The sequence below is a fragment of the Pseudomonas alkylphenolica genome (assembly GCF_016009175.1).
Classification (GTDB): domain Bacteria; phylum Pseudomonadota; class Gammaproteobacteria; order Pseudomonadales; family Pseudomonadaceae; genus Aquipseudomonas; species Aquipseudomonas alkylphenolica_B.
On record NZ_JADUCM010000001.1, the window covers coordinates 447,013 to 473,004 of the forward strand.

Below are 25,992 nucleotides of genomic sequence, written 5' to 3' on the forward strand. Positions count from 1 at the left end.
GGACCATTCCAATGACCAGCATCCCCGCCAACCTGCCACACCGCCACGTCGATCACGAGACCGGGCACATCCTCCACGTTGACCCGATCACGGGCGAGGTCATCGCTCGTAGGTCAATGACCCGTCGCAAGAATCCAGAAGCCGAGTATCAGGCATGGGCTGACCAGCGCCGAGCTGAGGACCTGACCACCGACTACATCACCGCCCAAGCTGGTCTGGTGAAGGTGGGGGATCTACCCACTTCAAGCGAACCTGAGCCAATCAAGCAAGGCCGTGGCCGACCTAAGACGATCTTCAAGAACCCAGCGGTTGCCTTTATGCCGTTCCTTGTGATCCCCGATCCGCTGCCATGGGTGGCCGACATCATCCACGGTTCAATCTGCACCAGTGCCGGGACCAGTAACGGGAAGATCAACGTCAAGGCTCGTGCCGTAATCGGAGCGCTGTTCCTTTCGGAAATCTCAGCGGAAGCCTGCCAGACCAGTGAGTACACCTTGCGCACTGCCCAGCGCATCGCCAAGGCTGCCCGACATGCTGCCCATGGGATCGCATCGTATGTCGAGAGACATCCCAAGCTGAAGGCAGAACTGGATGCCACTATTGAAGCGGAGGCTCTATTCTGGGTCTCTCAGGCTTAACGTCGGATAATATAGAAAAACTTTCAGACGACCATTCAGCTCATCGACACCGGATCGTTCAGCTCATCGACCAGACCCAGAGGGAGAGGGGTAATTGTTAATTACAACCCCTCCTCGAAAAGGAACCTTAAAGACCAACACAAAGGAGACCATCCATGTCCACCATCTTGTCCTACCCAGCCATCTCTACGCTCACCCAAGACAACCTTGAGTTCCTCTCAGTCACCTTTCCCAAACCAACCCGGTCTCAATTGATCGCCCTGCGCAGTGTCCTCAATGACCAAAAGGCACCTTGGAGGACCTACGCTCGTGGATTGGTCTCCATCGACAAGGACGCCATGCTCAAAGAGGTAGCATTTAAGTGCTCCCCGAGGACTGCTGACAGCGTGTCCCTTCTGATTGATTGTGGGGTCTGCCTCCAAGCTGTCGCTACGACGCCCTTGAAGATCCCCATGGCGGGAACTGAGCAAATCTCGCTCAGGCTTTGAGATGCCCGTCAAGGTGTCGTTAAAAACCCTCACTATGGCTACAGGGACATCTCACCAGAAAAAAAAGATTCTCCATTAGCTCACAACGACCGTCGCCACGGTTGTCCTTTCGATGCCCTTCAGGCTTGCCATGTCCTGATCCAGCATCAGCCACACCACCCAATCAAGAACCTATTCGTCAGCCTTGGAAGATGCCCACGCGGCTCCCTCCTTGCCGTCTTGTCGTGCGCGTCTATGGCGCCAAGGCTGAGCGAATGGGTCACCTCACAGGAGACCAAACACCATGCAAATCACCATCACCAAAGTCCTGAAGAACGAAGTCACTGTGTCGGGCCAGACCCTGAGCCGTGAGTACGTCGAGGCCATCATGCTGCCCGTACTGATCGCTCAATGCGGCACCGTCCGGGGGCGTCAATTCGAGATCGTTAAGGCCTTCGATGAGGCTGGCCTGTCGCTCGCTGCGATTCCCGAGGTCGCCCGAGAGTACGCCATAGACAAGGCAGAGAAGGCCCGTGAGCGTCTCCGTCAACAAGCTGAGGCCAATGCCCACGCTGAGCGACTCCGTGAAGCTACGCCCCGTGAGCTGGCCCAAGCGAAGGCCGACAAGGAAGCCCGAGCGGCTGCCATTCGTGAACACGGCGAGCGTGTCCGTGCTGCCTCTCGTAACTCTGGCTGGTAATGACCCAGCAACGCCCACCACTTACTTCATCTAATTCAGGAGAAACATTCCCATGCGCCTACCTAACCAATACGAAAAGCCATCGACCTACTACACCTCGATCACCGATGGTCAGAATGGGTCGATCCGCTTCAACACTGCTGACATCTGCACTGAGAACGAAGCAGCCACCGATGTGTCCGTCTATGTGGAAGCCCTGACCGAGGGTCTCGACGAATTCCTAAACAGCGATGAGTGGCGTGAGGCTGCCATGGAGGCAAGCCCTTGCGAGTTCCGTCCGTCCGGCTCAGGTGCCACGGGTCAACAAATCATCACCATGGCTGATCGTTCGGTCACCTTCGACCCTCGCAAGAACTGGGATAACCAGACCATCTCGAAGGGCGAAGTCCTGGCCGGGTCTGTGATCTTCACCGAACCCACCGACACCGCTTTGGTCATCAGCCACCGCTTCACCATCCTCGACCACACCTTGTTGGCAGGCTTCACCGAGGGCTCCATGAACCAGACCGCTGAGAAGCTGTTGCGGGACATCGAGCATGGTGCCGCTGGCAAGATCGCTGCAATCCTCTCGACTGCCCCAAGCACTGAGAGCGTCTCCACGACCAAGCCAACCGGCAAGCCTGTAGAGATCGCTGAGGACCTCATCGACATCTTGACGATGAACATCAACCAGACCGTGGGCACCTCGCTGGCTGACTTCGTGGTCCTGCTCCCTGTTTCGATGGTGGCCGTTCTGGAGCGTGCTGCTCAACGGGCTGGCGTAGAGGACATCGAAGCCCTGATCGGCACCTCTGTGCAACCATACGCCGGTACTGACTATGGTCTGTTCCTGCTGCCCAAGATGTTTACCTCGCTGAGCTACCGCGAAGGTCGCAACGGTGACGTGTGGAAGATCCAAGCGACCCGCAACGGCGCCCATCAGTGCTGGGACGTTGAGATCATGGCCGTCGTGGACATCGTTGCTAACGGCAAGGTCCGTGTGAAGCTGACCGCTGATGGTCTCCAGACCGAGGCTGTGGCCTTCCCGATGATCACCCGCATCACCTTGAACTGACCCAAGGGAATCCCTTAGACGCCCCGTAAGGCCGCCCGAGAGGGGACGGCTGGGGCGCTGCTTTACCCAACCCTATCGCCTGTCGCTGCGGCACCCATCAAGCAACAGTCTTCTCTCTGGGAGTTGCTCAAGGCGGCCCTTCGGTCGAAGTCCTTGGGGATGTCTGAGTTTTACTAAGTGGCGGTGAAGGGTGAGTGCTAAGAGCAATACTCAAAGCTCTCCGTTATAGGTTATGGGGGCTTTTCCGATGCCGATGTCTTCCCGGACAGCGTTGAGCATCAGAAGAGCTTTCTCACGAACTTCGGCCCATTCATATGCAACGGTTCCATGACTGATTTTTAGCAGGTGGTCGATCAGATTATCCTGGGCGTCCATAACAGACTGCGGCGCAAGCATAGCGAGATACCCGTAAACCTTTATACGCTGCTCGTTAAATTCATCGAAGCGAGCCCCAGCATCGGCAGCTACTAAACGTCGCTCTCCGTGAGAGTCGAGGGTTGCGAGGAGCCTTGCAACTATTTCAATAACTGCTCGGTAAATCAGTATCTTGTCATTCTGGAATCGGAGGGTGGTTTCTTTGATAACGTCGAGGTCTCGTTTGGCCGCCTCAAGCTCCATGGTCAGTCGGTGTGTTTCGTTCGCCAGAATCCGGCCTGCCCAAATTTTCCCTAACCAAGAGGAGAGGGCAAAGACAATTGCCCCGCCGCCTCCGAGTGAGAAGATTGCGGCACCGAACAGCTTTAACACGTCTTCCCAGCTCACGATTAGTACCCTTAGGCTAAAAGTCTGAGTATGGTCCAAATTATGCTGAGCTTTGGGAGCCGTTGAGAATCTGACAGAAAAATCTGAACGACCACCTCAATGAACAACCTCACGCAGGTTCCCCCGTGTGCCCTCGCAGGCAGGCGCCATAAGGTGACCCTCTCGCTGGTCCTTATCGTGGCGCTGCTGGCCCTGTGTGCGTTCGCTGCTGTGTTAGAACAATGTTAGAACCTTGTTAGACATCGTTCTCCCGATGCCCGTAGAATGGGGCTTTCACGCCTTTGAGGTAAACCTGTGGAGTTTCTTGCAGAGTACGCAAGCTTTCTGGCCAAGACCGCGACCCTGGTGATCGCGATTCTGGTGGTTCTTTCGGCGATTGCCGGGTTACGTGGCAAAGGTCGGCGCAAGGCAGGCGGGCAGTTGCAGGTCAGCAAGCTCAACGAGTTCTACAAGGACTTGCGCGAGCGCCTGGAAAGCAGCCTGCTCGACAAGGGCCAGCTCAAGGCCTTGCGCAAGCAGCAGGCCAAGGCAGAAAAGCAGCAGAAGAAAACCCCGGAAGACAAGCCGCGGGTGTTTGTGCTCGATTTTGATGGCGACATCAAGGCCTCGGCTACCGAGAGCCTGCGCCACGAGATTACCGCCCTGCTGAGCCTGGCCACGCCCCGCGACGAAGTGGTGCTGCGCCTGGAGAGCGGCGGCGGCATGGTGCACAGCTACGGGCTGGCTTCGTCGCAACTGGCCCGGATTCGTCAGGCCGGTATCCCGCTGACCATCTGCATCGACAAGGTTGCTGCCAGTGGCGGCTACATGATGGCCTGTATCGGCGACAAGATTGTCAGTGCACCGTTTGCCATTCTCGGTTCGATTGGCGTGGTGGCGCAGTTGCCCAACGTCAATAGGCTGTTGAAGAAGCACGATGTCGATTTCGAAGTGTTCACGGCCGGTGAGTACAAGCGCACCGTGACGGTGTTCGGCGAGAACACCGAGAAGGGCCGGGAGAAGTTCCAGGAAGACCTGGACGTGACTCACCAGCTGTTCAAGGACTTTGTTTCACGTTATCGCCCGCAGTTGCATATCGACGACGTGGCCACCGGTGAAGTGTGGCTGGGCGTTGCCGCGCTGAACAAGCAACTGGTGGATGAACTCAAGACCAGCGACGAGTACCTGGGGGAGCGCGCCCGTGAGTCGAACCTCTATCACCTGCATTTTGCCCAGCGCAAGAGCCTGCAGGAGCGGGTAGGGCTGGCGGCCAGCAGCTCGATCGAGAGCACCGTGCTCGGACTGTGGAGCAAGCTGGGTAAATGGCGCTGAGCATTATGTAACGCCAGCGCAGAACGCGTTTCGCTTCTCCTGTGGGCCCAATCACTCACAGGAGAGCACCAATGTCCACCTCTCACATCCCGCCCATTCCCGGCCTGCACGGGGACTTCCTCGGCAAGCGCCTTCCCGGCCTGTTCAAACATGCAACCGCCGACGACCTCAAACGCTGGCGCGCCGCACAACGTCCGGCGCAGCAGACCTCGAAAGGGGACGCTAGCTGGTACCTGCTGGCCACCGAGGCCGAGCGGCAGACGTTGCTCGACGTGCAAAAGCGCAGCCGAGCCTCAACGCATGCATTGGCCAAGGCGCTGAAAGACTTCAAGGAACCGGGCGCTTTCGCCGAGCCGTTGCTCAAAGCTGAACTGAAAGCAACCTTGGCTGCAGAGCTCGACGTCAACACCGTCGAACTGGTGGAAATCCACTATGAGTCGGTGTTGCTGGGTTCAATGCTTCAGCTCAAGCCTCGCCAGCAAACCCTGATGCAGGCGGCGATGCAGAACTTCGCTGCCGAAACCCGTTTCGAGACCGGCACAGCTCTGGCGCCCAAGGGCGCGTTCAGCCTTGAGCTCAAGCCCGGCGAGCCGGGGGCTTACCCACGTTTTCAATACCGCTACAGCAGCACACTGGAGATCGACCCTGAGCGCTTTGCAACAATGTGCCACGCGCTGGACCTGGGTGGGCAGTACCAGGCGCATATTCGTGATGTATACGAACGCCCAGCAACCCGCGACACCGTACGTGCGCTGTCAATCACTGCCGATAAAGACCGGTTGCGTCAGACGGCACAAGAGGCATTCATGCGCGGCGAGATCACGGCGGCGGCGCGTACGATGGTCAACGGTTTGATCGATGGCCAACAGGCACCTCTGTTCAATGGGAATCCTGTTGCCGTCAGGTCGCTGACAATGTTTGGCACGGCACTTGAGCATGTTGTGGTGTTGAGTGCCAACCGGATTACCAGCGAGCAGATCGAACCGGTGGTTGTCTACTTGCCGGGCGCTGTGCTGTACCCGCTCAAAGAGTACCCGTCGGTGGCGGCGTTCAAAGCGGATCTACGGATCAACTTGCTAAAGCCTGCCTATCTGCGGCTGTTTCGTGGTTATGTCCGTCATCATGAGCATGCGCACTTTTTCAAGCGCCTCAATGAGGCGCTGTACCGCAAGGATGGCCAGCTTGATCCCGAGGCCAACCTGCACCTGCGTGATACGCCAATCGATCAGAACCTGTTTGACTACAGGCAAGACCAGCACCTGTCCATGCTCAAGGACAATGCCCGGGATCTGCTGGTGCCCAGCGCCGAGGTGGATGAGGCAGCGAAGAAGCTTCGCCTGGCCTATTGGGAAAGCATTGGGCTGAACGCGCTCAATGCGGCGGCGTTCTTTGTGCCGGCACTGGGTGTGGTGATGGCGGTAGTGGCTGCTGTGCAGTTGGTGGACGAAATTATCGACGGTGCCCACGCTTGGGAAGCGGGCGATCTTGACGAGGCGCTGGCACATTTCGAGTCGGTGGCATTGAATGTTGCCATGGCCGTCGGCCTGGGGGCTGCAGGGCACCTGGGGTCGAATGCGCAGGTTGACGGATTGCTGCGTGTCACCCTGCCGGATGGCGGAGAGCGCTTGTGGAAGCCCGACCTCGCACCTTATGCGCGCGCCGTGAAGCTGGGTGATATCAAGCCTGACTCTACAGGGATCTACCCTGTGGGGGAGAGGTCTTACATCCGTGTTGACGATCAGGTTTTTGAAGTGTCGCAGGACACCAAGGCGACCTGGTCAATCATCCACCCCGATGATCCGCACGCCTATCAACCCGTGCTGCAGCACAACGCCGAGGGCGCCTGGCAGGCCGTGGGTGAGCAGCCGTTGCAGTGGAGCCATGAAAAACTGTTGAAACGTCTCGGTCACGCCACGCACGGTTTGACCGATGAAATGCTCGACCAGGCTGCACGGATCAGTGGTGTGGACGACGATATGCTGCGTCGCGTGCACGTGGACCGTTTGAAGATGCCGGCTTTGCTCAAGGACACCTTGCATCGCTACCAGACTGACCGACGGGTGAGCCGGTTAATTCACAGTCTCAGTGAGGGGGTAGAGGACGCAGACGGCCTGGGTTTTGGACCGAGCCTGAGCCAGGATCTGCCGCGATGGCCGGAACGCGTGTTCGAGGTGTTTGACGAGACTGACCTCGATCATGATCCTGTTCGCTATGGTGCAAAGCGCTGGCCTGACGGCAAGGTCATTCGCATTTCAATCCAGGAACTGCGTGCCAATGCCTTGGCTGACAGAGTGCTCGCGGACCTCAGCGAAGATGAGGCGAGCAATCTGTTCGGCTCCAGCGTTGAAGTGGGTAAGCGGCGAGAGGTATTGCGCAAGCTGATCGCTGAAAGCGCCATCCGCCATCGTGCCGGCATCTTCAAGGCCATGTACGAACATGGGCGGTCGAAGCCCACCACGGGGCAGGCGCGCCTGATGCGCGACTTCCCGCTGCTGACCGATGCTGCGGCACTGGAAATCATCGAAGCAGCAGACGCGGCAGAGCTGAAGCAGTTGCAGGCCAGCGGAGGGCGTGTGCCGATGCGCCTGGCCGAAGAAGCGCGGGTGTATCAGCGCCAGATACGATTGTGCCGGGCAATCCAGGGCTTGCACGAGGTCGGGTTGGCAAGCGTGGACAGCGATCGCCTGGCCGTCGGGCTGATGGCAAAACTGCCAGGCTGGACCGATACAGTTCGTATTGAGCTGCGCGAAAACAGGCAAAGCGGGCGCCTGTTGGCCAGTGCTGGCAACGCGACTGGTGAGCTCAAACGGGTGGTGCGCCAGGGCAATGGTTACCGGGCCTATGATGCGCAAGGGCTTGAGCTGAGCCAGGATGAGTCGTTGTTTGCGTCCCTGCTAAAGGCATTGCCAGACAGTGAGCGGCAGGCGTTGGGCCTGGATATTCACGCTGCGCAATTGTTGCGCAGCGCGTTGTATTCACATGCCCTGGGGGATCGTACCCAGGCATCGGCGCTACTCGGTCTGCAGCCGATCAAACCCTGGTTTCGCTCGCCGTTTCGACTGACCGACGGCAGGATCGGGTATCCCCTGGGGGGCGCGGTAGGTCGCTTCGCAGTTGACGGCAGGTTGCATGCCCTGTTTCCAGCACTGGACAGTGAGGCGCTTGAAGCGATGAAAGCGCGCTTGTTGCTTGAAAACCAGCATCTGGGCGATGCCGTTTTCAAGCTCGAGACGGAATACAACACGCTTGAGCAAACACTTGAACAATGGGTTGGGGCTACTCAGGATGTCTTTTCGCGTGCTAGCCGGCGCATTCTCCGACGCAAGCTGCTCGACACCTGGCGCAGGCCAGGCAGCGGGCTCAGAGCAAGGCTGGAGCTCACCGGGGCGGACATCGGCGAGCTGCCGGTGTTGAATGCACGCTTTGACCATATTCATGACCTGAGCCTGGCGGGTTTGCACTTACAGGCGTTGCCCCCTGGCTTTCTCAAGTGTTTCCCGAAGGTTAAGCGCCTGTCGCTGGAGGGCAATCAGTTCAGTGAGATACCTGCTGATGTCGCTGTATTGACGGGTCTTTATCATCTGAGCTTGAAAGAAGTCAGCTTGGCCAGCAGTGACAGGCTCTTCGATGCGCTCAAGCCATTGGTCAGCCTGCAGACGCTTGATCTGCAAGCCTGCCAATTGCCAGGCGTTACCGATGCAGCCCTGGGAACGCTGGCCGGATTACCTGCATTGACCCGCCTGAACCTTCGCTATAACGCGCTGAACTTGAACAGTGAGGGGTTGGAACTATTGAGCCGCTTACCCCTGCAAGCGCTGGATTTAAGCAGTACCCATCTGGTGCTGGACGAAGCCGCTGCACAGGTCTTTTCCAGGTTTGATCAACTGAAGCGCTTGCAACTGTCTGGCAACAACCTGGGACTGGCCCCGGAGCTTGGCGAGCTGACGCAGTTGGAGCAGCTTGAACTGAAACATTGTGGGTTAAGTGACTGGCCTGCCGGGTTGACGACACTGATGAATCAGGAACCTCTGCTTCTGGAGTCTGTGGACCTGAGCCACAACCGGATCACGACCCTTCCGGTGTTGGCTGAAACACGCTTCGGCGCTGCGCTGCGCGAGGATCCCGACCTTAACCTGGATTTGTATTTCAACCCGTTGGACGCCGACAGTATTGCCAGTATGAGTAATGTAGGAGCAGCGTATGAGCCTGAACTGGTCATACAGGTAGAGCCCGATGGCAATTGGTTGCAGGGCGCCAGCCCTGCGCAACGTGCGCTTTGGCAGGAGTTTTTCGATAACGACGGGCATGGCGCGCTGCGGGACATGCTGGATCGCCTTGCCTTGTCCAGTGAGTTCCGGGTCAATGAAGCCGACGTGCGCAAACGGGTGTGGTCAATGCTCGAGCTAGCCTCACAACACACGCAGCTCAGGGAGGAGCTTGTCACGATCGCTGGCGACTTCCCGGTGACCTGTGGCGATGCCGGTGCCGATGCATTCAGTGCGCTGGAAATCGCGGTGCTGGTGTTTCAGCGCAGCGAAGCGGCCCGCGTCGGTGAGCGCGCTGCTGATCTGCTGGCGTTGTACAAGCAGCTGTTTCGCCGCCATGAAGTGCAGCGCATCGCCGACGTCTTGTCTTTGGCCCGCACGCGGCGACGGCTGGCCTTGCTCAATGATGAGGTGCTGACACCGCTGGACCCGCTGGACGACATCAGCGACTCTCGATTGAGGAGTGAAAGTGTCGATGATATCGAGATCCGCCTAGCGATGCGCCAAGCATTAGCAGGTGTGCTCGATTACCCTGAACCTTCCAGCGGCATGCTCTTTGAGGCTACGGCGAACCTGTCGAAAAAGACCATTGATCGCGTTGCAGGGGCAGTGAGGGCACGCGATACGGTCGGCAATCGACAGACCTGGATGGTTGAAGAAAGTAGTTGGCAACATTACCTGAAACAGCGCTTTGAAGGGCAGTTCGAGGCGCTCTCGGCAACCTGGGCCCAGGGGCTGGATTATCTGGATTACTGCAACGGAGCATCCGATGAGGTGCCGGTCGAGCTCGACACCAAGGTGCTGAAAGCGTTGCGCGGCCCATTGAAGACCGAGCCGTTGAACGCTGACGGTACGCTACTCAAGCTTGAAATCGACAGCGCAGAGTACCTGGCGGCAGTCGATGCCTTGGCTAGCGCTCGCGATGCGGCCGAAGCTGCACTGATCGACATGCTGACCAACGCTGAAGAGGTTTCCACCTAAGCTGTTGCAGGTAAAAAAAAGGCCCCGCTAGCGGGGCCTTTCTTGTTCAGCGGCGACGGAACAGCGGTTGCGGTTCGTCGGTGGCGGCCTGGTAGGTCACCGAGAAGTCCTTGAGGCTTTCCAGTGCTTCCACCGGGTCCTTGTCGGCCCGCAGCGCAAAGGCATCAAAGCCGCAGCGCTTGAGGTAGAACAGCTGGTCGCGCAGCACATCGCCGATGGCCCGTAGTTCACCGGTGAACTTGTAGCGATCACGCAGCAGACGCGCATTGGAGTAGTTGCGCCCGTCGGTGAACGCCGGGAAGTTCAGGGCGATCACCTGGAACTCGTTGGCGACGTGGCCGATCTCTTCGGCTTCTTCGTCGGCATCCAGCCAGACACCCAGGCCGCCGTCGCGGGCCTTGAGCATATGGCCGTGTTCACGCCACAACTGCAAGGGAACGATGTAGTCGTCGCAGTTGGTCACTTCGTCGATGTTGAAGTCCTTGGGCAGCAGGTGCCAGGTTTCGTCGACGATTTCGTTGTTCTTAATGATTCGCTGCATAGACGCGTTCCTTGAAAGGGTCGATGCCAATACGCTGGTAGGTGTCGATGAAGCGCTCGTCTTCGGTGCGTTTTTCAACGTAGACGTCGATCAGCTTCGAGATGACATCCGGCATGGCGTCCTGGGCGAAGGAAGGGCCGAGGATCTTGCCCAGGCTGGCGTCACGGCTGGCGCTGCCACCGAGGGAGACCTGGTAGAACTCTTCACCTTTCTTGTCCACTCCGAGAATGCCGATGTGGCCGACGTGGTGGTGACCACAGGCGTTCATGCAACCGGAAATGTTCAGGTCCAGTTCACCGATGTCGAACAGGTAGTCCAGGTCGTCGAAACGGCGCTGGATGGATTCGGCAATCGGGATCGACTTGGCGTTGGCCAGGGAGCAGAAGTCGCCACCAGGGCAGCAGATGATGTCGGTCAGCAGGCCGATGTTCGGCGTGGCGAAACCGTTTTCACGCAGCTCAAGCCACAGCGCGTGCAGTTGGCTCTGCTCGACATCGGCGAGGATGATGTTCTGCTCGTGGGAGGTGCGCAGCTGGCCGAAGCTGTAGCGCTCGGCAAGATCGGCGACGGCATCGAGCTGTTTGTCAGTCAGGTCGCCCGGGGCAACGCCGGTAGGCTTGAGCGACAGGGTCACGGCCACGTAGCCTGGCTTCTTGTGCGCCAGCACGTTGCGGGTGCGCCAGCGGGCAAAGCCCGGGTGCTGTTGCTCGAGCTCGCTGAAGTCGAGGTTGTCCAGCGCCTTGTAGTCCGGGTCAACGAAGTGCTTGGCGACACGCTGTACTTCGGCTTCGGTCAGCGTGGTGCTGCCACCGCGCAGGTGGGCCATTTCGGCCTCGACCTTCTCGGCGAAGACTTCCGGGGTCAGTGCTTTGACCAGGATCTTGATCCGCGCCTTGTACTTGTTGTCGCGACGGCCGTAGCGGTTGTATACCCGCAGGATCGCGTCCAGGTAGCTGAGCAGGTCTTGCCACGGCAGGAATTCGTTGATGAAGGCGCCGACCACCGGGGTACGGCCCAGGCCGCCACCCACCAGGACACGGAAGCCCAGCTCGCCAGCGGCGTTGTACACCGGCTCCAGGCCGATATCGTGGACTTCAATGGCCGCGCGGTCGCTGCTAGAGCCGTTGATGGCAATTTTGAACTTGCGCGGCAGGTAGGCGAATTCGGGGTGGAATGTAGTCCACTGGCGAACGATCTCGCACCATGGGCGCGGGTCGATCACTTCATCGGCAGCGACACCGGCGAACTGGTCGGTGGTGACGTTGCGCAGGCAGTTGCCGCTGGTCTGGATGGCGTGCATCTGCACGGTCGCAAGCTCGGCCAGAATCTCCGGGATGTCTTCCAGGGCTGGCCAGTTGTATTGCACGTTTTGCCGGGTGCTGATGTGGGCATAGCCCTTGTCGTAGTCGCGCGCGATCTTCGCCAGCATCCGAGTCTGACGCGACGTCAGCTGGCCATAAGGCACAGCGACCCGCAACATCGGGGCAAAACGTTGGATATAGAGGCCATTTTGCAGGCGCAGGGGGCGGAACTCTTCTTCGCTCAGCTCACCGGCCAGATAGCGTCGGGTCTGATCTCGGAACTGCTTGACGCGGTCCTCGATGATCCGCTGATCGTACTCGTCGTATACGTACATAGGGGTCCTGTTCTCAAGCTGCTTGCAGCTAATCGCGCGCACGGCCGCGCACTCCCAAAGCGGAGCGGAAGAAAGATAGCAGTTTGCGTTTATGCGCAAAAGTGATGTTTTTGCATATAAAAAGAACCATTTGGACTAAGTGAGACTGACTGGCATTTGGCCGCTTGAGGCGCTGTGGTGTTTATAATCAATGGTTTGAATAGCAGGAGCGAATCCGCATGCTCAAGGCCTTGTGCCAAAGCCTATGCCTGAGTCTGCCGCTGGCAGCCAGCGCACAGGCCGCGTCGGTGGTGTTTCTGAATCCTGGCTATTCCAACGAGACCTTCTGGGTCAGTTATTCGCGCTTCATGCAGGCAGCCGCCCAGGACCTGGGTATGGAACTGCGGGTCGAGTACATGGAACGGCGACCGGAGCGAGCGTTGACCCAGGCACGCAAAGTACTCAGCAGTGCAGATCGTCCGGACTATCTGGTACTGGTCAACGAGCAGTACGTAGCCCCGGAAATCATCCGTCTTTCGCATGACAGCGGAGTAAAGCTCTTCCTGGTCAACAACGGCCTTACGCCGAGTCAGGCCGAATTGATTGAGCGCGCGCCGGAAAAGTACGGGCCAGTGCTCGGCACGCTGGTCAACAACGATGAGCCGGCCGGCTACCAGATGCTCAAGGAACTCATTGCCCTGCGTACACGACCGGGGATCACCCAGCCCAGCGAGTTGCTGGCCTTTTCCGGAATCAAGACCACGCCGGCCGCGCAGCTTCGCGAGAAGGGCATGCGCCGGGCACTGGCTGAGCACCCGGAGGTGCGCTTGCGTCAGCTGGTGTACGGTGGCTGGGAGCAGCAACGGGCGTATCAGCAGGCCCAGCAGTTGCTGAAGCGGTATCCGCGCATCGACCTGGTCTGGTCGGCCAATGACGAAATGGCCTTTGGCGCCATGCAGGCCTTTGTCGAGGCCGGTCGTACCCCGGGCAGGGATGTTCTCTTCAGCGCCGTCAACAGCTCCCCTCAGGCCTTGCAGGACCGTATCGACGGACGAATCAGCGTATTGATGGGTGGGCACTTTTCCCTTGGCGGATGGGCCATGGTGTTGTTGCACGATGATGCGCTGAATCTGCCAATCGATCGTGACGGGCAGCGCAACCATCAGGTGCCTGTGCTGCAACTGATCGATCCGGGGCGCGCCCGGCGCTGGCTGAAACTGCAGGACCAGGCCGACTATGGTCTGGACTTCAATCGCTTCAGCGCGCAGGGGCGCGCTGCCAGCTACCGCTATCCGTTCCTTCAGGCGCCGATTGACTATTGATAATTCCTTACTTGAGTAAAGGACATTGCTGGACTTAACTGCTACGGGTGACGTGCATTCCCATAACCACTACAAGAGGCGATGCAATGGGAAACTCGACCAAAGTGAAGAGTGACAGCCATGTCGATGCCTGGGCGATACTCTGTTTGATTGTGCTGGTTGTTGTGACCGCGGTGTATTGGGTCAGCCACCAGTAACCTTCCCTTCAAGACCGTGTTGCAACCTGAGCGCCTGCGGAGGGATTCCCGCAGGCGCACGCGGCCAAGCACAGGTGACTTGGTCCGCGTATAGATACATGTAGCGCAGTGACGTTTCTGTTCACTGCTCTGATGACGGCTCCCTCATCCGCAATGGAGTCCGTCATGACCTCTTCCATCACGCCCGGTAACGACGTATTTACCGATTCAGGGACGCATGTTCCGTCATCGGGTCTGCCACCGATCACAATTGCCAGCCACTTTTACCAACCCACCCCGATCGATACCTTCGACCTGACGCAGGTCGCAGAGGGCGTTTTTCTCTGGGACAACGGCGATGCGATTCTGCTGGAGCGCCTGCAAGCGTTGGCCATTGATGTGGCGCAGGCGCAAGGTGAAAGCGCGCACGCGAACACCTCGACTTTTCTCCTGGCACTACAGGCCCAGGTCGATCTTGAGATCGACGTCAGCTTTGATGCCGAGATTCCCGAAACAGCGTGGCACTTCAGTTTGATGGCCGCGCACAACGCGTTGCTAGCTGCGACGCAGGTACAGGCCGACGCCTCAGCGGAATCGTCCATGACTACACCATTGCCTTTGGTCTCCCTGCGCGGGGAACTGATCCAGGCAGCGGCGATGGGCACGCTCACCCAGTCGTTGGTGAAGGCAGGCGTATTTATTTGTGATGAGGACTGGCCTGTCGATTCACCAGATCTCCAGCAAGCTGCGGTAACCGTTGCTGACCGGTTGGCAGTGAACACAGCGGTGGATGCAGACGATTTTGTGCGAGAGTTGCAGCGGCAAATCGATGTCGAGATCACCGCGCAGATGGAGGCCGATCCACCTGGTATCGACGTGCTGGTGTTCCTTATGGCCGCCCACAACGCGCTCAATTCTCTGTTGGCGCATGCGCTCCTGCCTGCAGCGTTCCAGTCGGATGCGCCGACAGTGGTGTCAAACCCAGAACCGGTTGACCCGGACGAGGCGTCGCAGAACGCTACCTTGGTCACAGTGCACCCACACGGTGACGAACCTGTTTTACTGACCGCCGACGAGAAACAGGCTAGCGACCTTGTGTATCAAGCGCAGAAAGTTGTGACGTCGTTTTATGGAGCGCTGAATCTGCCGCTTAGAGCGCGGCTGAATGCGCATTATCTGACGCCTCCGGTTGATATGGGGGAGCTGAAGAAAATCGTTACAGATATCAAGGCGCGAGTCAGTGCCTCATTGACAGGGCTTGCTGGGTATGTCGTAGACGTCGATTCGCTATCCATCCATACCGCTCGTACCAACAAGCCTGCTGTCAGCGGTCGACTTTGGGCCTGGCTGTCCCACGGAACGCCATTTCAGCTAGCGCCGCCTCAGATGAACCGGGATGCCTATGATTTCGTCAAGAACAGTTGGCTGACGCTTGATGGCGCGCTTTTTACCAATGCTGATGGTGAGGCGGTGACAGTCAACGACGTGATCCGCATCGGGCGAGACCTCGATATCGGCCAAAAAATAGCGGACAAATGCGACCAGTGGGGGCGTGAGGGTGCCATTGCGGTCTCGATTGCCCAGGAAGCACTGAAGGATTTCGGGATTACCTTGCTCAACGCGTTGAAGGCGCAACGCATCACGCTTGAGCAGTATCAGCAGTTGCGAGCCAGTGCCGGGTTGTCAGCCGGTGGGGATACTGGCGATGATCCTTATTCATATGGCAATCAGCGCCTGCAGATCGAGGCGCATGATGTGCCGGTATTTGGGCTGCGAGCCCGTAGGGCCAACTTCATCTATGCCGCCACGGAGCCGGAAGGCCAACTGTTTATTGCCGACCTGGATAACGATCTCAGCGCGACAGATGTTTTCATCAAAGCGTTTCGCAGCAACCTCTGGGGCACTCGACAGAGTCTCGATGGGTGGTCCTGGAAACTGCTGGGGCCAGCGGCCCAGAAGGCAGTAATGGCAAAACTTCCCCAACCGTTGCCGCATCAACCGAGTAAAGACCGTCCCGCCACGGCTTACTGGACGGCTCAGGGCGTCTATGTGAGCAAAACGGATTATGACCGCAAGGCCAGCGGCGTGAAGGTGACAGTGCCATACAGCATTCGCCCGGATTCCACGTTCGCTGCGCTTTTGGGGAAAACCCGGCGGGCTCATCTCGCGGCAAAGATTAAAGAGCAATTTACTCCCAACCAGCAGAGCAGCGTGGCGCATGCGCTCCGACTGGGGTCCGAGTTCGTTTCCTTTGTGCTAGATGTGCTGTTGATAGCGGTACCTGGAAAAGTGAAGCTGCCCGGCAGGGCTTTGCTGTTCAAGGCAATGTTTCTCAAACAGTTGGCGGTCGACCTCCCCAGCAGTGTCTTGGCGAAGAAATGGAACGAGGCAGGTGAAGCGCTGACCGAGTTTTTTGAAACCGTGCTGGAAATGGGCGCGACCCGCAAAGCCGCGAAGCTGACCAAGGTACGCCTCGATCAGTTGAGCCAGGCACTGCTGCCAGGCAAGTATGGCAACACCGGACAGCCCCCGGACGCTCCGTTGCCCGCACCCGCACCGATGCTGCGCAGTATGCTGCCGCCCGCACTGCAAGGGCTGGAGGATGGCAAGCTGTCTGAGATGTTTCGCCAGTCAGGCGTGAGCAGCCCTGAATTGCGTGCCATGAAGTCTGGTCAGGTCCCCATGGGTATGGAGCTGGCTGTGGAAGCCTCCCAAGCCATGAACCGGGTGCTCCTGGCGCAGGCGAAACAGAGTCTGGACACGTCAGGCTATAGCGAATTACCCACCAGTGTGGAATGGCCGGTCGTAGGGCTGCTTAGTCATCATCTGGACGTCTGCATCACAGTGTTGGGCCCGGACGGCTCGTCGTTGAGGCGTTTTGAACCGGTGAGTGGCAGTCTGATACCTGGGGGCAACCAGACCAAACCTGAGGTCAAGTTGACGCGGTATAGCGCTTGGCACTTCGGTGAGGGTACTGCAAACCAGCAGGGCGTGATCGCCAATTCACTCTTCCATTATGTGCAGCCTGCAGGTGCACATAAGGGCAGTCGGTCGGAGCAGGCGATTCGCCTCAAGGAAGAGACTGCCAAACTGTTGCATTCCCCAGAGATCGAGCGTGCTTTTGACCGTGCCATCCACCATGGCGCGCGCCCGCGCGCCAGCGTTCCAGTCGCAGACCGCATACTGCTCGCAGCCACGGTAGAAGGCAAAGACACTGTTGTACAGGGCGCATTAAGCGGCGCGGCGACACGCTGTGTTAGCGCCGAGTGCGAACGGCGGGTGCCGGACGCCGGCAGCGTTGAGAACCTCGACAAAGCCAGATTACAAACGGACCTTGCCCTTCTCAGCGGTGAATCGGGGCTGTCTGTTCCACCGGCGCTGACGCACAGTGCCGAATCGCTTTACCTGTCGGGGTTGATGAACCTGTTCAGCGAAGTTCAGGGTGCGGACAAAGCCGTTGCTGTTCGGGTGCTCGTTGCGAGCAAAAGTGTTGCGGTGTGGGGCGATGAAGGCGCTCCACAGGTGCTGGTGCTCGAACGGCGCGGGGCGCCGGATTCGCATGACTACCTGGGCAAGCTGGATGCCCGAGACACCGTGACCCCCAGTGCGCAGGCCGCGAACCCACTGAGTGACCTGGTGCTGCAACTGATGGACGATGATGCCCGCGACAGGCTGGGTATAAACATTGACGAGCCCCATGTGTTGACCCGGCGCGTCATGGACAAGTTGCTGAAGAACCGTGCACCTGCGAGTGCCCAGGGACGCCTGCGCGGGCTTGATGTAACACCACAGGCTCGGCTTTCCATCTATGTACAGGCTGTGACGCTCACGGCGAGTCCGGGGGCGGACGGCTTGACGCGTCAGGCGTCGAAGGTCTGGCTGGAGTGGGGCCACGGTGCGCTGGAGGTTCAGGCTGAGGGCGACGCGTGGCGCGTGATGTCGGCTGCCGGCGGGGCCGGGCCGTTGATGCTGCGTAGCTACGCCGAATGGCGGATCCTGCAGGAGCCGGTAGCAGCGCTTGAACGGCTCGATGGTGCTCAGGTCCTGGCTCCGCTGTTGTTAGCCAAACTTGACGAGATGCTGACCCGCGAGCCGTCAGCCCGGATCTATCACGTTTGGGCTGACGATGGCGTACAAGGGGGAAATTACATTGCGTTCAAAAGCGGCAACCGGGCGTACTATCGCGTGCGACCGGCAGAGGCGGGCGCGACCGAGCTGGAAGTAGCCCGGCCGGATGGCAGTGGCAGTGGCGTTTGGATCCGTCAGGGGCCAGGTGGCGTCTGGGAGACGGCGGGGACGTTGATAGGCGGGGCACCCGGCGATCAGCCTGTCGTTATGTGGCGGCCGTGGGGTTCAGCAACTCCCCGCCCGATTCCGACCGGGTTTGGCATACAGGGATCCCCCTATGAAGCATGGTTCAGGGCCCAGGCTGGCAGCCATAAATCGGAAAATCCTTTTTATCCGTTCGTTTGGCCGAAGGGGCAGAAGGCCGAGTATCAACTCCTTCTCAATAATAGTACTGACGTGTTGAGGCAAAAAAGTTCCGCGGCCAACATCGCCACCAAGGTCGAGGTGTTTTCCAATCAGTGGCAGATGCCGTTGGATCTCACGTCGTTGCCGTTTTTCGATATGCCAGGAAAAATCTCAACCGAAGTGCGGTTTGTCAGTGGGGCACTGATAGCCAATCTCATTGGCAAGCGGGTAGCGGGTCAGCCTGTGGTGCGGCGCATTCTGGAACCCATGTCTGGTTCTGGATTCTACTCCAACTATGCCAGAGCAGTCGGTTTTACCGGCGCGATGCAAGTTAATGATAAGAACCCGCTTATCCAATGGACACAGCGCGTGATAGTCGAGCAACCCGACCAGGTCAAGCACTACATCGAAAGCATCAAGGTCAACCTGGCGGCACTTGCGTATGAAGGCACAGGTGTACGGTTCGACAGCATTGACTTGAAAAAGCAGTTCGCAACAATTGCGGACGCGGAAGTCTTTATGGTTTCTGAAGCGGCAAGCCGGATACGTGAGGACATCAAGCACTATTTTTACCGGCTGATCGATACTCACTTTATATTGGCGTCAGGCGGTATCGGCGTCCGCTCGCCACTCCCTGAAGTCGAGGCCCGGGCATTTCTGGCAGCAGCCTTCTACTTGATGCAAAACAATTCAGCACAATATGCTGCGGTTAGAATTAATAACCTAGGCCGGCTTGACTTGCCGTTGTCATCTGTTGTGCGAGACAGACAGTTCGTGTCTCTGTTGTACAGCGGAATCGCCAACATCGAGCACTTGAACTATCTCAGCCACCTCCATACCGCTCAGGGTGAGAGCTCGGTGTTTACGGATTACAACGGCTGGGAAATGTTCAACGCGATTGAAGGTACGACCAAACACGGTGACCTCGCTATCCTCAGCGGACATTTCAGTGATAACTACCTCTCCGAAGTCCAGTTCATGGAAAAGATCGCGACTCATGTCGTACCGTTCGTCAACGACGGTGGACGGGTGGTCATCATCAACGGCCATAGCATCTATAAAGCCGAGGAATTTTCCGCGCTAGGTTTTCAGGTGTTCGAGATCACGACCCAGTCGACGACCTACCTGCTGGCCGTCAACACACAGGTGGTGACGGATGTGGGACTGGCGATCAATTGAGGGGGGCGAGATTAACGGGCGGTCAGGTGCAGGGCCAGTTGCACCAGGCCGACCAGCACCAGGATGAAGACCAGGGTGAACGCGGTGCCCAGGGCAATGAAATGGCTGGCCTTGCCATGGGTGAAATCACGCGCGCGGTTCTTGCCGGTTTGCACGCCAAATGCAGCGGCCAGGATGCTTTGCAGCATCTGCCAGAAGGTGGGCGGTTTGCCCTGGGTGGGTTCGTCCATGAGGGGCTCCTGGTGCAGGTATCCCCATTAGTGTAGACCTTGCGGGCTTTATCGCCGGCAAGCCGGCTCCTCCGGGCGTAGGAGCCGGCTCACGGGTTTAGTTGTCGTAGCCCAGGTTAGGCGCCAGCCAACGTTCACTCACGCTCAGGTCCTGGCCTTTTCGTGCGGTGTAGCTCTGCACCTGGTCCTTGTCGATCTTGCCCACGGCAAAGTACTGCGCTTGCGGGTGCGCGAAGTACCAGCCGCTGACAGCCGCCGCCGGGAACATGGCGAAGTGCTCGGTGAGGAACACACCACTTGGGCCGGTTTCGCCAATGGCGGTGCCATCGAGCAGGCGGAACAGGGTTTCCTTCTCGGTATGGTCCGGGCAGGCCGGGTAGCCCGGGGCAGGGCGGATACCCGAGTACTGTTCCTTGATCAGTGCCTCGTTGTCCAGGTGCTCGTCCTTGGCGTAACCCCAGTAGTCTTTACGCACCTGTTCGTGCAGCCACTCGGCGCAGGCTTCGGCCAGGCGGTCGGCCAGGGCCTTGACCATGATCGAGTTGTAGTCGTCGCCCTTGTCCTGGTAGGCCTTGGCCACTTCTTCGGCGCCGATGCCGGCGGTGGTGATGAAGCCACCCACGTAGTCGGTGATACCGGTGTCCTTCGGCGCGACAAAGTCGGCCAGGGAGAAGTTCGGCTTGTTGTCCGGCTTGATGGTCTGCTGGCGCAGGTGATGCAGCTGCGCCAATGGCTGGCCATCTTCGCCATAGACTTCGATGTCGTCATGGTTGACCTGGTTGGCTGGCCAGAAGCCGAATACTGCGCGTGCGCTGATAAGCTTCTCGTCGATCAGCTTGGCGAGCATGTCCTGGGCATCCTTGAACAGCGCAGTGGCCGCTTCGCCAACCACTTCGTCGGTGAGGATGCGCGGGTATTTGCCGGCCAGGTCCCAGGAAATGAAGAACGGCGTCCAGTCGATGTATTCGGCCAGCACCTTGAGGTCAATGTTCTCCAGCACCTTGACCCCGGTGAAGGTCGGTACTGCAGGCTGGTAACCGGCCCAGTCATATTTCGGCTTGGCCGCAATCGACTGCTCGTAGCTCAGGCGCTCGGTGCGCGCGCTGCGGTTGGCGGTGCGCTCGCGAACTTCGACGTAGTCCAGGCGGGTTTTCTCGACAAAGCCCGGCTTGAGTTCCTTGGACAGCAACTGCGTAGCCACGCCGACAGCGCGCGAGGCATCAGTAACGTAGACCACGGCATCGTTGCTGTACTTGGGCTCGATCTTCACAGCCGTGTGTGCCTTGGAGGTGGTCGCACCGCCAATCATCAGCGGCAGGTGGAAGTCCTGGCGCTGCATCTCGCGGGCGACATGGACCATCTCGTCCAGCGACGGGGTGATCAGGCCGGAGAGGCCGATGATGTCGCATTTCTGTTCGCGGGCCGTCTGCAGGATCTTCTCGGCCGGGACCATCACGCCCAGGTCGACGATGTCGTAACCGTTACAGCCAAGCACCACGCCGACAATGTTCTTGCCGATGTCGTGCACGTCACCCTTGACCGTGGCCATGAGGATCTTGCCCTTGGCTTCCGGTTTGTCGCCTTTTTCCGCTTCGATGAACGGGATCAGGTGCGCCACGGCCTGTTTCATGACTCGGGCCGACTTCACCACTTGCGGCAGGAACATCTTGCCGGCGCCGAACAGGTCGCCGACCACGTTCATGCCGCTCATCAGCGGGCCTTCGATGACCTCGATCGGACGCGCACATTGCTGGCGGCACTCTTCGGTGTCTTCGACGATAAAGGCGGTGATGCCTTTGACCAGCGCGTGTTCCAGGCGCTTGCCGACCGGCAGCGAACGCCACTCTTCGTTTTCGACTTCCTTGACTGCGCCGCCGCCTTTGTAGTCGTCGGCGATCGCCAGCAGGGCGTCGGTGCCTTCCGGGGTGCGGTTGAGCACCACGTCTTCGACCCGCTCGCGCAGTGCCGGCGGGATCTCGTCGTAGATCTCCAGCTGGCCGGCGTTGACGATACCCATGGTCAGGCCATTCTGGATCGCGTGGTAGAGGAACACCGAGTGGATCGCCTCGCGCACCGGGTTGTTGCCACGGAACGAGAACGACACGTTCGAAACCCCACCCGAGCTCAGCGCGTAGGGCAGGTGATCGCGGATGTAGGCGCAGGCTTCGATGAAGTCGACGGCGTAGTTGTTGTGTTCTTCGATGCCGGTGGCAACGGCGAAGATGTTCGGGTCGAAGATGATGTCTTCCGGCGGGAAGCCCACTTCGTTGACCAGGATGTCGTAGCTGCGCTGGCAGATTTCACGTTTGCGCGCGGCGGTATCGGCCTGGCCGACCTCGTCAAAGGCCATCACCACCACCGCAGCGCCGTAGCGCTTGCACAGTTTGGCGTGATGCTTGAAGGCGTCTACGCCTTCCTTCATCGAGATCGAGTTGACGATGCCCTTGCCCTGGATGCACTTCAGGCCCGCTTCAATGACTTCCCACTTGGAGGAGTCGATCATGATCGGTACCCGGGAAATGTCGGGCTCACCGGCGATCAGGTTGAGGAACTTGACCATGGCCGCCTGGGAGTCGAGCATCCCTTCGTCCATGTTGATGTCGATCACCTGGGCGCCGGCTTCGACCTGCTGCAGGGCGACTTCCAGGGCCTCGGTGTAGTTCTCTTCGCGGATCAGCCGGGCGAACTTGGCGGAACCGGTAATGTTGGTCCGCTCGCCAACGTTGACGAACAGCGAGTTGCGATCGATGGTGAACGGCTCAAGGCCCGACAGGCGGCAGGCTTTGGGAATGTCCGGGATCGGCCGCGGTGCGTACTTGGCGACCGCTTCGGCAATCGCCTGGATATGCCCGGGGGTGGTACCGCAGCAACCACCGATGATGTTGAGAAAACCGCTGGCGGCAAACTCTCCAACCACCACCGCCATCTCGGCCGGGGTTTCGTCGTACTCGCCAAAGGCGTTCGGCAAGCCGGCGTTCGGGTGCGCCGACACATGGGTGCCGGCCTTGGTCGACAGTTCTTCCAGGTACGGGCGCAGGTCCTTGGCGCCAAGGGCGCAGTTAAGGCCTACCGAAATCGGGTTGGCGTGACGCACCGAGTTCCAGAACGCTTCGGTGGTCTGCCCGGACAGGGTACGGCCGGAGGCGTCAGTAATGGTCCCGGAAATCATGATCGGCAGTTCAAGGCCGTCCTCTTCGAACACCTGCTGCACGGCGAAGATTGCTGCCTTGGCGTTGAGGGTGTCGAAGATGGTTTCGATCAGGATCAGGTCGGCGCCACCTTCGATCAGGCCGCGGGTCGCTTCGATGTAGTTCTCGACCAGCAGGTCGAAGGTAACGTTGCGATAGCCCGGGTCGTTGACGTCCGGAGAAATCGAACAGGTGCGGCTGGTAGGGCCGAGCACGCCGGCAACGAAACGGGGTTTGTCCGGGGTCTCGAGGGTCTTGGCGTCGGCCACCTGACGGGCGATGCGCGCACCTTCAACGTTCAGCTCATACACCAGCGATTCCATGCCGTAGTCGGCCTGGGAAATCTGGGTGGCGTTGAAGGTGTTGGTTTCAAGAATGTCGGCCCCTGCATCCAGGTAGGCCTTCTCGATGGCGGCGATGACATCCGGGCGCGAGAGCAGCAACAGGTCGTTGTTGCCTTTGACGTCGCTTGGCCAATCGGCGAAGCGCGTGCCACGATAGTCGTGTTCCTCAAGGCGGTAGCTTTGGATCATAGTACCCATGCCGCCATCGAGAATCAGAATGCGCTCTTTGAGTGCTTGCTGAAGTGCTTGGAAACGAGCGCTGCGGTCAGACATAGGACTACCTGGTCGGGCGAAAACAAAAGGTGCGGAATAATAACAAAGCTGCGCGGTTTTTAGACGTGTCATGCATTTACATGAATTTCATTCATGTTGGAGCACCGCCAGCACCGGTAGAATCGTGAAGCTTTCAATACCCAGGACAACAGGCACATGGTGCATCGCTTACTTGCCGGCGCTTTCGCTCTGCTCATCAGCAGCGTGGCGTGGGGGCAAGCTCCTCAATCCAGCCCGGCTATTTCCTATACCCGGGACATCCAACCGATCTTTACCGAGAAGTGCGTGGCCTGCCACGCCTGCAACGACGCGGCCTGCCAGCTGAACCTGGGCAGTGCCGAGGGCGCCTCGCGTGGGGCTTCCAAAGTGCCGGTGTACCAAGGGGACCGCAGCACGGCGGTGGCGCCGACGCGCTTGTTCTACGACGCGCAAAGTACCGAGGCCTGGCAACGCAAGGGCTTCTACTCGGTGCTCGACAACCAGGGCAGCCAGGCGGCGCTGATGGCGCGCATGCTCGAGCTGGGCCACAAAACCCCGCTGACGCCCAATGCCAAGCTGCCTGAAGAGATCGTCCTGGGCCTGAACCGCAACAACATGTGCCCGCAACCGGGCGAATTCGACGCCTACGCCGGCGCCCACCCTAAAGAAGGTATGCCGCTGGCGGTCACCGGCCTGACCGACGCCCAGTACCAGACCCTGCAACGCTGGCTTGCGGCGGGTGCGCCGGTGGAGCACAACCCGATCCAGCCAAGCGCTACCGAGGCGGCACAGATTGCCGACTGGGAAGCGCTGCTCAACCGCCCGGGCTCTACCGAAGCGCTGGTCGGACGCTGGCTCTACGAGCACCTGTTCCTGGCGCATATTCATTTTGTCGGCGGCGAGCAGGGGCACTTCTTCCAGTGGGTGCGTTCGCGCACGCCCAGCGGCCAGCCGATCGACCTGATCGCCACACGGCGCCCCAACGATCCCCCCGGCACCGACTTCTACTACCGCTTGATGCCGGTACAGGGCGTGATCGTGCATAAAACCCACATCACCTACCCGATGGGGCCGAACAAGCTCAAGCGCGTCAAGCAACTGTTCTACAGTGGCGACTGGCACGCCAACGCCTTGCCGGGCTATGGCCCGCGCCACCGCGCCAACCCCTTCGAAACCTTCGAAGCGATTCCGGCGGTGGCCCGCTATCAGTTCATGCTGGATAACGCCGAGTACTTCGTGCGCACCTTCATTCGCGGCCCGGTGTGCCGCGGTCAGATCGCCACCGACGTGATCCGCGACAATTTCTGGGCGCTGTTCCAGGAGCCGGCTCACGACCGCTATGTCACCGATGCCGAATACCGCGGCCAGGCCACGCCGTTGCTGGCCATGCCGGGGCAGATCGACGATGTCGGCAGCATCCTGACCCTGTGGCATGCCTACCGCGACAAGCGTAACGACTACGAAAAACTGCGCCGTGATACCTACGCCGACATGCCGCCACCGAGCTGGTCGACCTTGTGGGCGGGTAACGACAACGCGTTGCTGACGATCTTCCGCCACTTCGACAGCGCCTCGGTGACCAAGGGCCTGATCGGCGACGTACCACTGACGATGTGGCTGTTCGACTACCCGCTGTTCGAGCGCACCTACTACCAGTTGGCGGTCAACTTCGACGTTTACGGCAACGTTTCGCACCAGGCCCAGACGCGCCTGTACTTCGACCTGATCCGCAACGGTGCCGAGGTCAACTTCCTGCGCCTGATGCCGGCCGATGCGCGCGGGGCGATCCTCAGCAACTGGTACCAGAACAGCGGCAAGGTGAAGATGTGGCTGGACTACGAGAAGATCGACACCGACACGCCGAGCGCACTCAAGCTCGACCCTGCCGACCCCAAGCGTGATTTCGGCCTCAAGCTGATCCAGCGTACCGGCAGCCTCAATGCGGCGCCCGACCCGATTAACCGCTGCCAGAACGCCTACTGCTCGCGCCCGGAAATGAACGAAGAGTTCCGTGACGTTGAACAGACCCTCAGCCGCCTGGTATCGCGTCCGGCCGCCGGCCTGAAGGTGATCAACCAGTTGCCTGAGGCGACCATGCTGCGCATTGAAGGGCAGGGTGGCCAGCGTCAGGTCTACAGCCTGCTGCACAACCGCGCGCACAGCAACGTGGCCTTCATGCTGGGCGAGGCCTATCGCTACCAGCCGGGTCTGGACACCCTGACCCTGGTGCCAGGGGTGCTGAGCAGCTACCCGAACTTCATGTTCAACGTGCCGGCCAAAGATGTGCCCGAGTTCGTCGAGGACCTTGAAGCGGCCCGTGACGACACCGCCAGGTTCGAGCGCGTGGTCATGCGCTGGGGCGTGCGTCGCAGCCATCCGCAGTTCTGGCAGTACTTCCACGACCTGAACAGCTACATCAAGGAAACCGATGCGGTTGAGGCCGGCGTACTCGACATGAACCGCTACGAAAACCTCTGACCATGACCGCCGGGAA

At 59.4% G+C, this 25,992-nt stretch carries 14 protein-coding genes; 9 read left to right on the plus strand and 5 right to left on the minus strand.

What is annotated here, in order from left to right; genetic code table 11:
• The first annotated feature begins 11 nt into the window (after window positions 1–11).
• The 4 genes from I5S59_RS02020 to I5S59_RS02035 all read left to right on the plus strand — a co-directional run bounded on the left by I5S59_RS02020 (window position 12) and on the right by I5S59_RS02035 (window position 2,859).
• Complete coding sequence (locus tag I5S59_RS02020; RefSeq protein WP_197875161.1) at window positions 12–638, plus strand: hypothetical protein; 627 nt, start codon at window positions 12–14, stop codon at window positions 636–638.
• 155 nt (window positions 639–793) lie between these two features.
• A complete protein-coding gene (locus tag I5S59_RS02025; RefSeq protein ID WP_197875162.1) occupies window positions 794–1,126 on the plus strand; it encodes a hypothetical protein in 333 nt (110 codons plus the stop codon).
• Between the two features lie 283 nt (window positions 1,127–1,409).
• On the plus strand, window positions 1,410–1,805 hold the full coding sequence (locus I5S59_RS02030) for a DUF6971 family protein (protein WP_197875163.1): 396 nt from the start codon (window positions 1,410–1,412) through the stop codon (window positions 1,803–1,805).
• Between the two features lie 52 nt (window positions 1,806–1,857).
• The gene (locus I5S59_RS02035; protein WP_197875164.1) at window positions 1,858–2,859 is read left to right on the plus strand and encodes a hypothetical protein; all 1,002 of its coding nucleotides are present in this window, start codon (window positions 1,858–1,860) and stop codon (window positions 2,857–2,859) included.
• Between the two features lie 210 nt (window positions 2,860–3,069).
• Here I5S59_RS02035 and I5S59_RS02040 read toward each other — a convergent pair whose 3' ends face one another.
• The gene (locus I5S59_RS02040) at window positions 3,070–3,621 is read right to left on the minus strand and encodes a hypothetical protein (protein WP_197875165.1); all 552 of its coding nucleotides are present in this window, start codon (window positions 3,619–3,621) and stop codon (window positions 3,070–3,072) included.
• Window positions 3,622–3,915: 294 nt separating this feature from the next.
• Between I5S59_RS02040 and sohB the strand changes: the two genes are divergently transcribed.
• Window positions 3,916–4,932, plus strand: coding sequence for a protease SohB (sohB, locus tag I5S59_RS02045; protein ID WP_197875166.1), 1,017 nt, complete (start codon window positions 3,916–3,918; stop codon window positions 4,930–4,932).
• Between the two features lie 71 nt (window positions 4,933–5,003).
• Window positions 5,004–10,178 (plus strand): NEL-type E3 ubiquitin ligase domain-containing protein, encoded by a 5,175-nt coding sequence (locus I5S59_RS02050; protein WP_332262045.1) that lies wholly within the window; start codon window positions 5,004–5,006, stop codon window positions 10,176–10,178.
• Between the two features lie 46 nt (window positions 10,179–10,224).
• Here the strand turns inward: I5S59_RS02050 and I5S59_RS02055 are convergent, their stop codons facing one another.
• Together I5S59_RS02055 and I5S59_RS02060 are read right to left on the minus strand one after the other, a co-directional pair.
• The gene (locus I5S59_RS02055; protein WP_128325554.1) at window positions 10,225–10,719 is read right to left on the minus strand and encodes a DUF934 domain-containing protein; all 495 of its coding nucleotides are present in this window, start codon (window positions 10,717–10,719) and stop codon (window positions 10,225–10,227) included.
• Window positions 10,703–12,355, minus strand: coding sequence for a nitrite/sulfite reductase (locus tag I5S59_RS02060; protein WP_197875168.1), 1,653 nt, complete (start codon window positions 12,353–12,355; stop codon window positions 10,703–10,705). The genes I5S59_RS02055 and I5S59_RS02060 overlap by 17 nt, the downstream gene beginning before the upstream one ends.
• Before the next feature lie 218 nt (window positions 12,356–12,573).
• On the opposite strand from I5S59_RS02060, the gene I5S59_RS02065 reads away from it, so the two are divergent.
• Together I5S59_RS02065 and I5S59_RS02070 are read left to right on the plus strand one after the other, a co-directional pair.
• Entirely contained in the window at window positions 12,574–13,656 is a 1,083-nt protein-coding gene (locus I5S59_RS02065) for an ABC transporter substrate-binding protein (protein WP_197875169.1), read from the plus strand.
• A gap of 362 nt (window positions 13,657–14,018) precedes the next feature.
• A complete protein-coding gene (locus I5S59_RS02070; protein ID WP_197875170.1) occupies window positions 14,019–19,484 on the plus strand; it encodes a hypothetical protein in 5,466 nt (1,821 codons plus the stop codon).
• Window positions 19,485–19,495: 11 nt separating this feature from the next.
• Here I5S59_RS02070 and I5S59_RS02075 read toward each other — a convergent pair whose 3' ends face one another.
• Window positions 19,496–19,714 (minus strand): DUF2970 domain-containing protein, encoded by a 219-nt coding sequence (locus I5S59_RS02075; RefSeq protein WP_197875171.1) that lies wholly within the window; start codon window positions 19,712–19,714, stop codon window positions 19,496–19,498.
• A 97-nt stretch (window positions 19,715–19,811) separates the two neighbouring features.
• Window positions 19,812–23,519 (minus strand): methionine synthase, encoded by a 3,708-nt coding sequence (metH, locus tag I5S59_RS02080; RefSeq protein WP_197875172.1) that lies wholly within the window; start codon window positions 23,517–23,519, stop codon window positions 19,812–19,814.
• Window positions 23,520–23,675: 156 nt separating this feature from the next.
• Here metH and I5S59_RS02085 point away from each other — a divergent pair, with 156 nt between their 5' ends.
• Complete coding sequence (locus I5S59_RS02085) at window positions 23,676–25,976, plus strand: fatty acid cis/trans isomerase (RefSeq protein WP_197875173.1); 2,301 nt, start codon at window positions 23,676–23,678, stop codon at window positions 25,974–25,976.
• Window positions 25,977–25,992: the final 16 nt, after the last annotated feature.

Bases quoted from the DNA above. Each gene is read 5' to 3' on its own strand.
- I5S59_RS02035 (WP_197875164.1), top strand. From the start codon at position 1,858: ATGCGCCTACCTAACCAATACGAAAAGCCATCGACCTACTACACCTCG.
- I5S59_RS02070 (WP_197875170.1), top strand. From the start codon at position 14,019: ATGACCTCTTCCATCACGCCCGGTAACGACGTATTTACCGATTCAGGG.
- I5S59_RS02025 (WP_197875162.1), top strand. From the start codon at position 794: ATGTCCACCATCTTGTCCTACCCAGCCATCTCTACGCTCACCCAAGAC.
- I5S59_RS02065 (WP_197875169.1), top strand. From the start codon at position 12,574: ATGCTCAAGGCCTTGTGCCAAAGCCTATGCCTGAGTCTGCCGCTGGCA.
- I5S59_RS02030 (WP_197875163.1), top strand. From the start codon at position 1,410: ATGCAAATCACCATCACCAAAGTCCTGAAGAACGAAGTCACTGTGTCG.
- I5S59_RS02075 (WP_197875171.1), bottom strand. From the start codon at position 19,714: ATGGACGAACCCACCCAGGGCAAACCGCCCACCTTCTGGCAGATGCTG.
- I5S59_RS02085 (WP_197875173.1), top strand. From the start codon at position 23,676: ATGGTGCATCGCTTACTTGCCGGCGCTTTCGCTCTGCTCATCAGCAGC.
- I5S59_RS02050 (WP_332262045.1), top strand. From the start codon at position 5,004: ATGTCCACCTCTCACATCCCGCCCATTCCCGGCCTGCACGGGGACTTC.
- I5S59_RS02055 (WP_128325554.1), bottom strand. From the start codon at position 10,719: ATGCAGCGAATCATTAAGAACAACGAAATCGTCGACGAAACCTGGCAC.
- I5S59_RS02060 (WP_197875168.1), bottom strand. From the start codon at position 12,355: ATGTACGTATACGACGAGTACGATCAGCGGATCATCGAGGACCGCGTC.
- metH (WP_197875172.1), bottom strand. From the start codon at position 23,519: ATGTCTGACCGCAGCGCTCGTTTCCAAGCACTTCAGCAAGCACTCAAA.
- I5S59_RS02020 (WP_197875161.1), top strand. From the start codon at position 12: ATGACCAGCATCCCCGCCAACCTGCCACACCGCCACGTCGATCACGAG.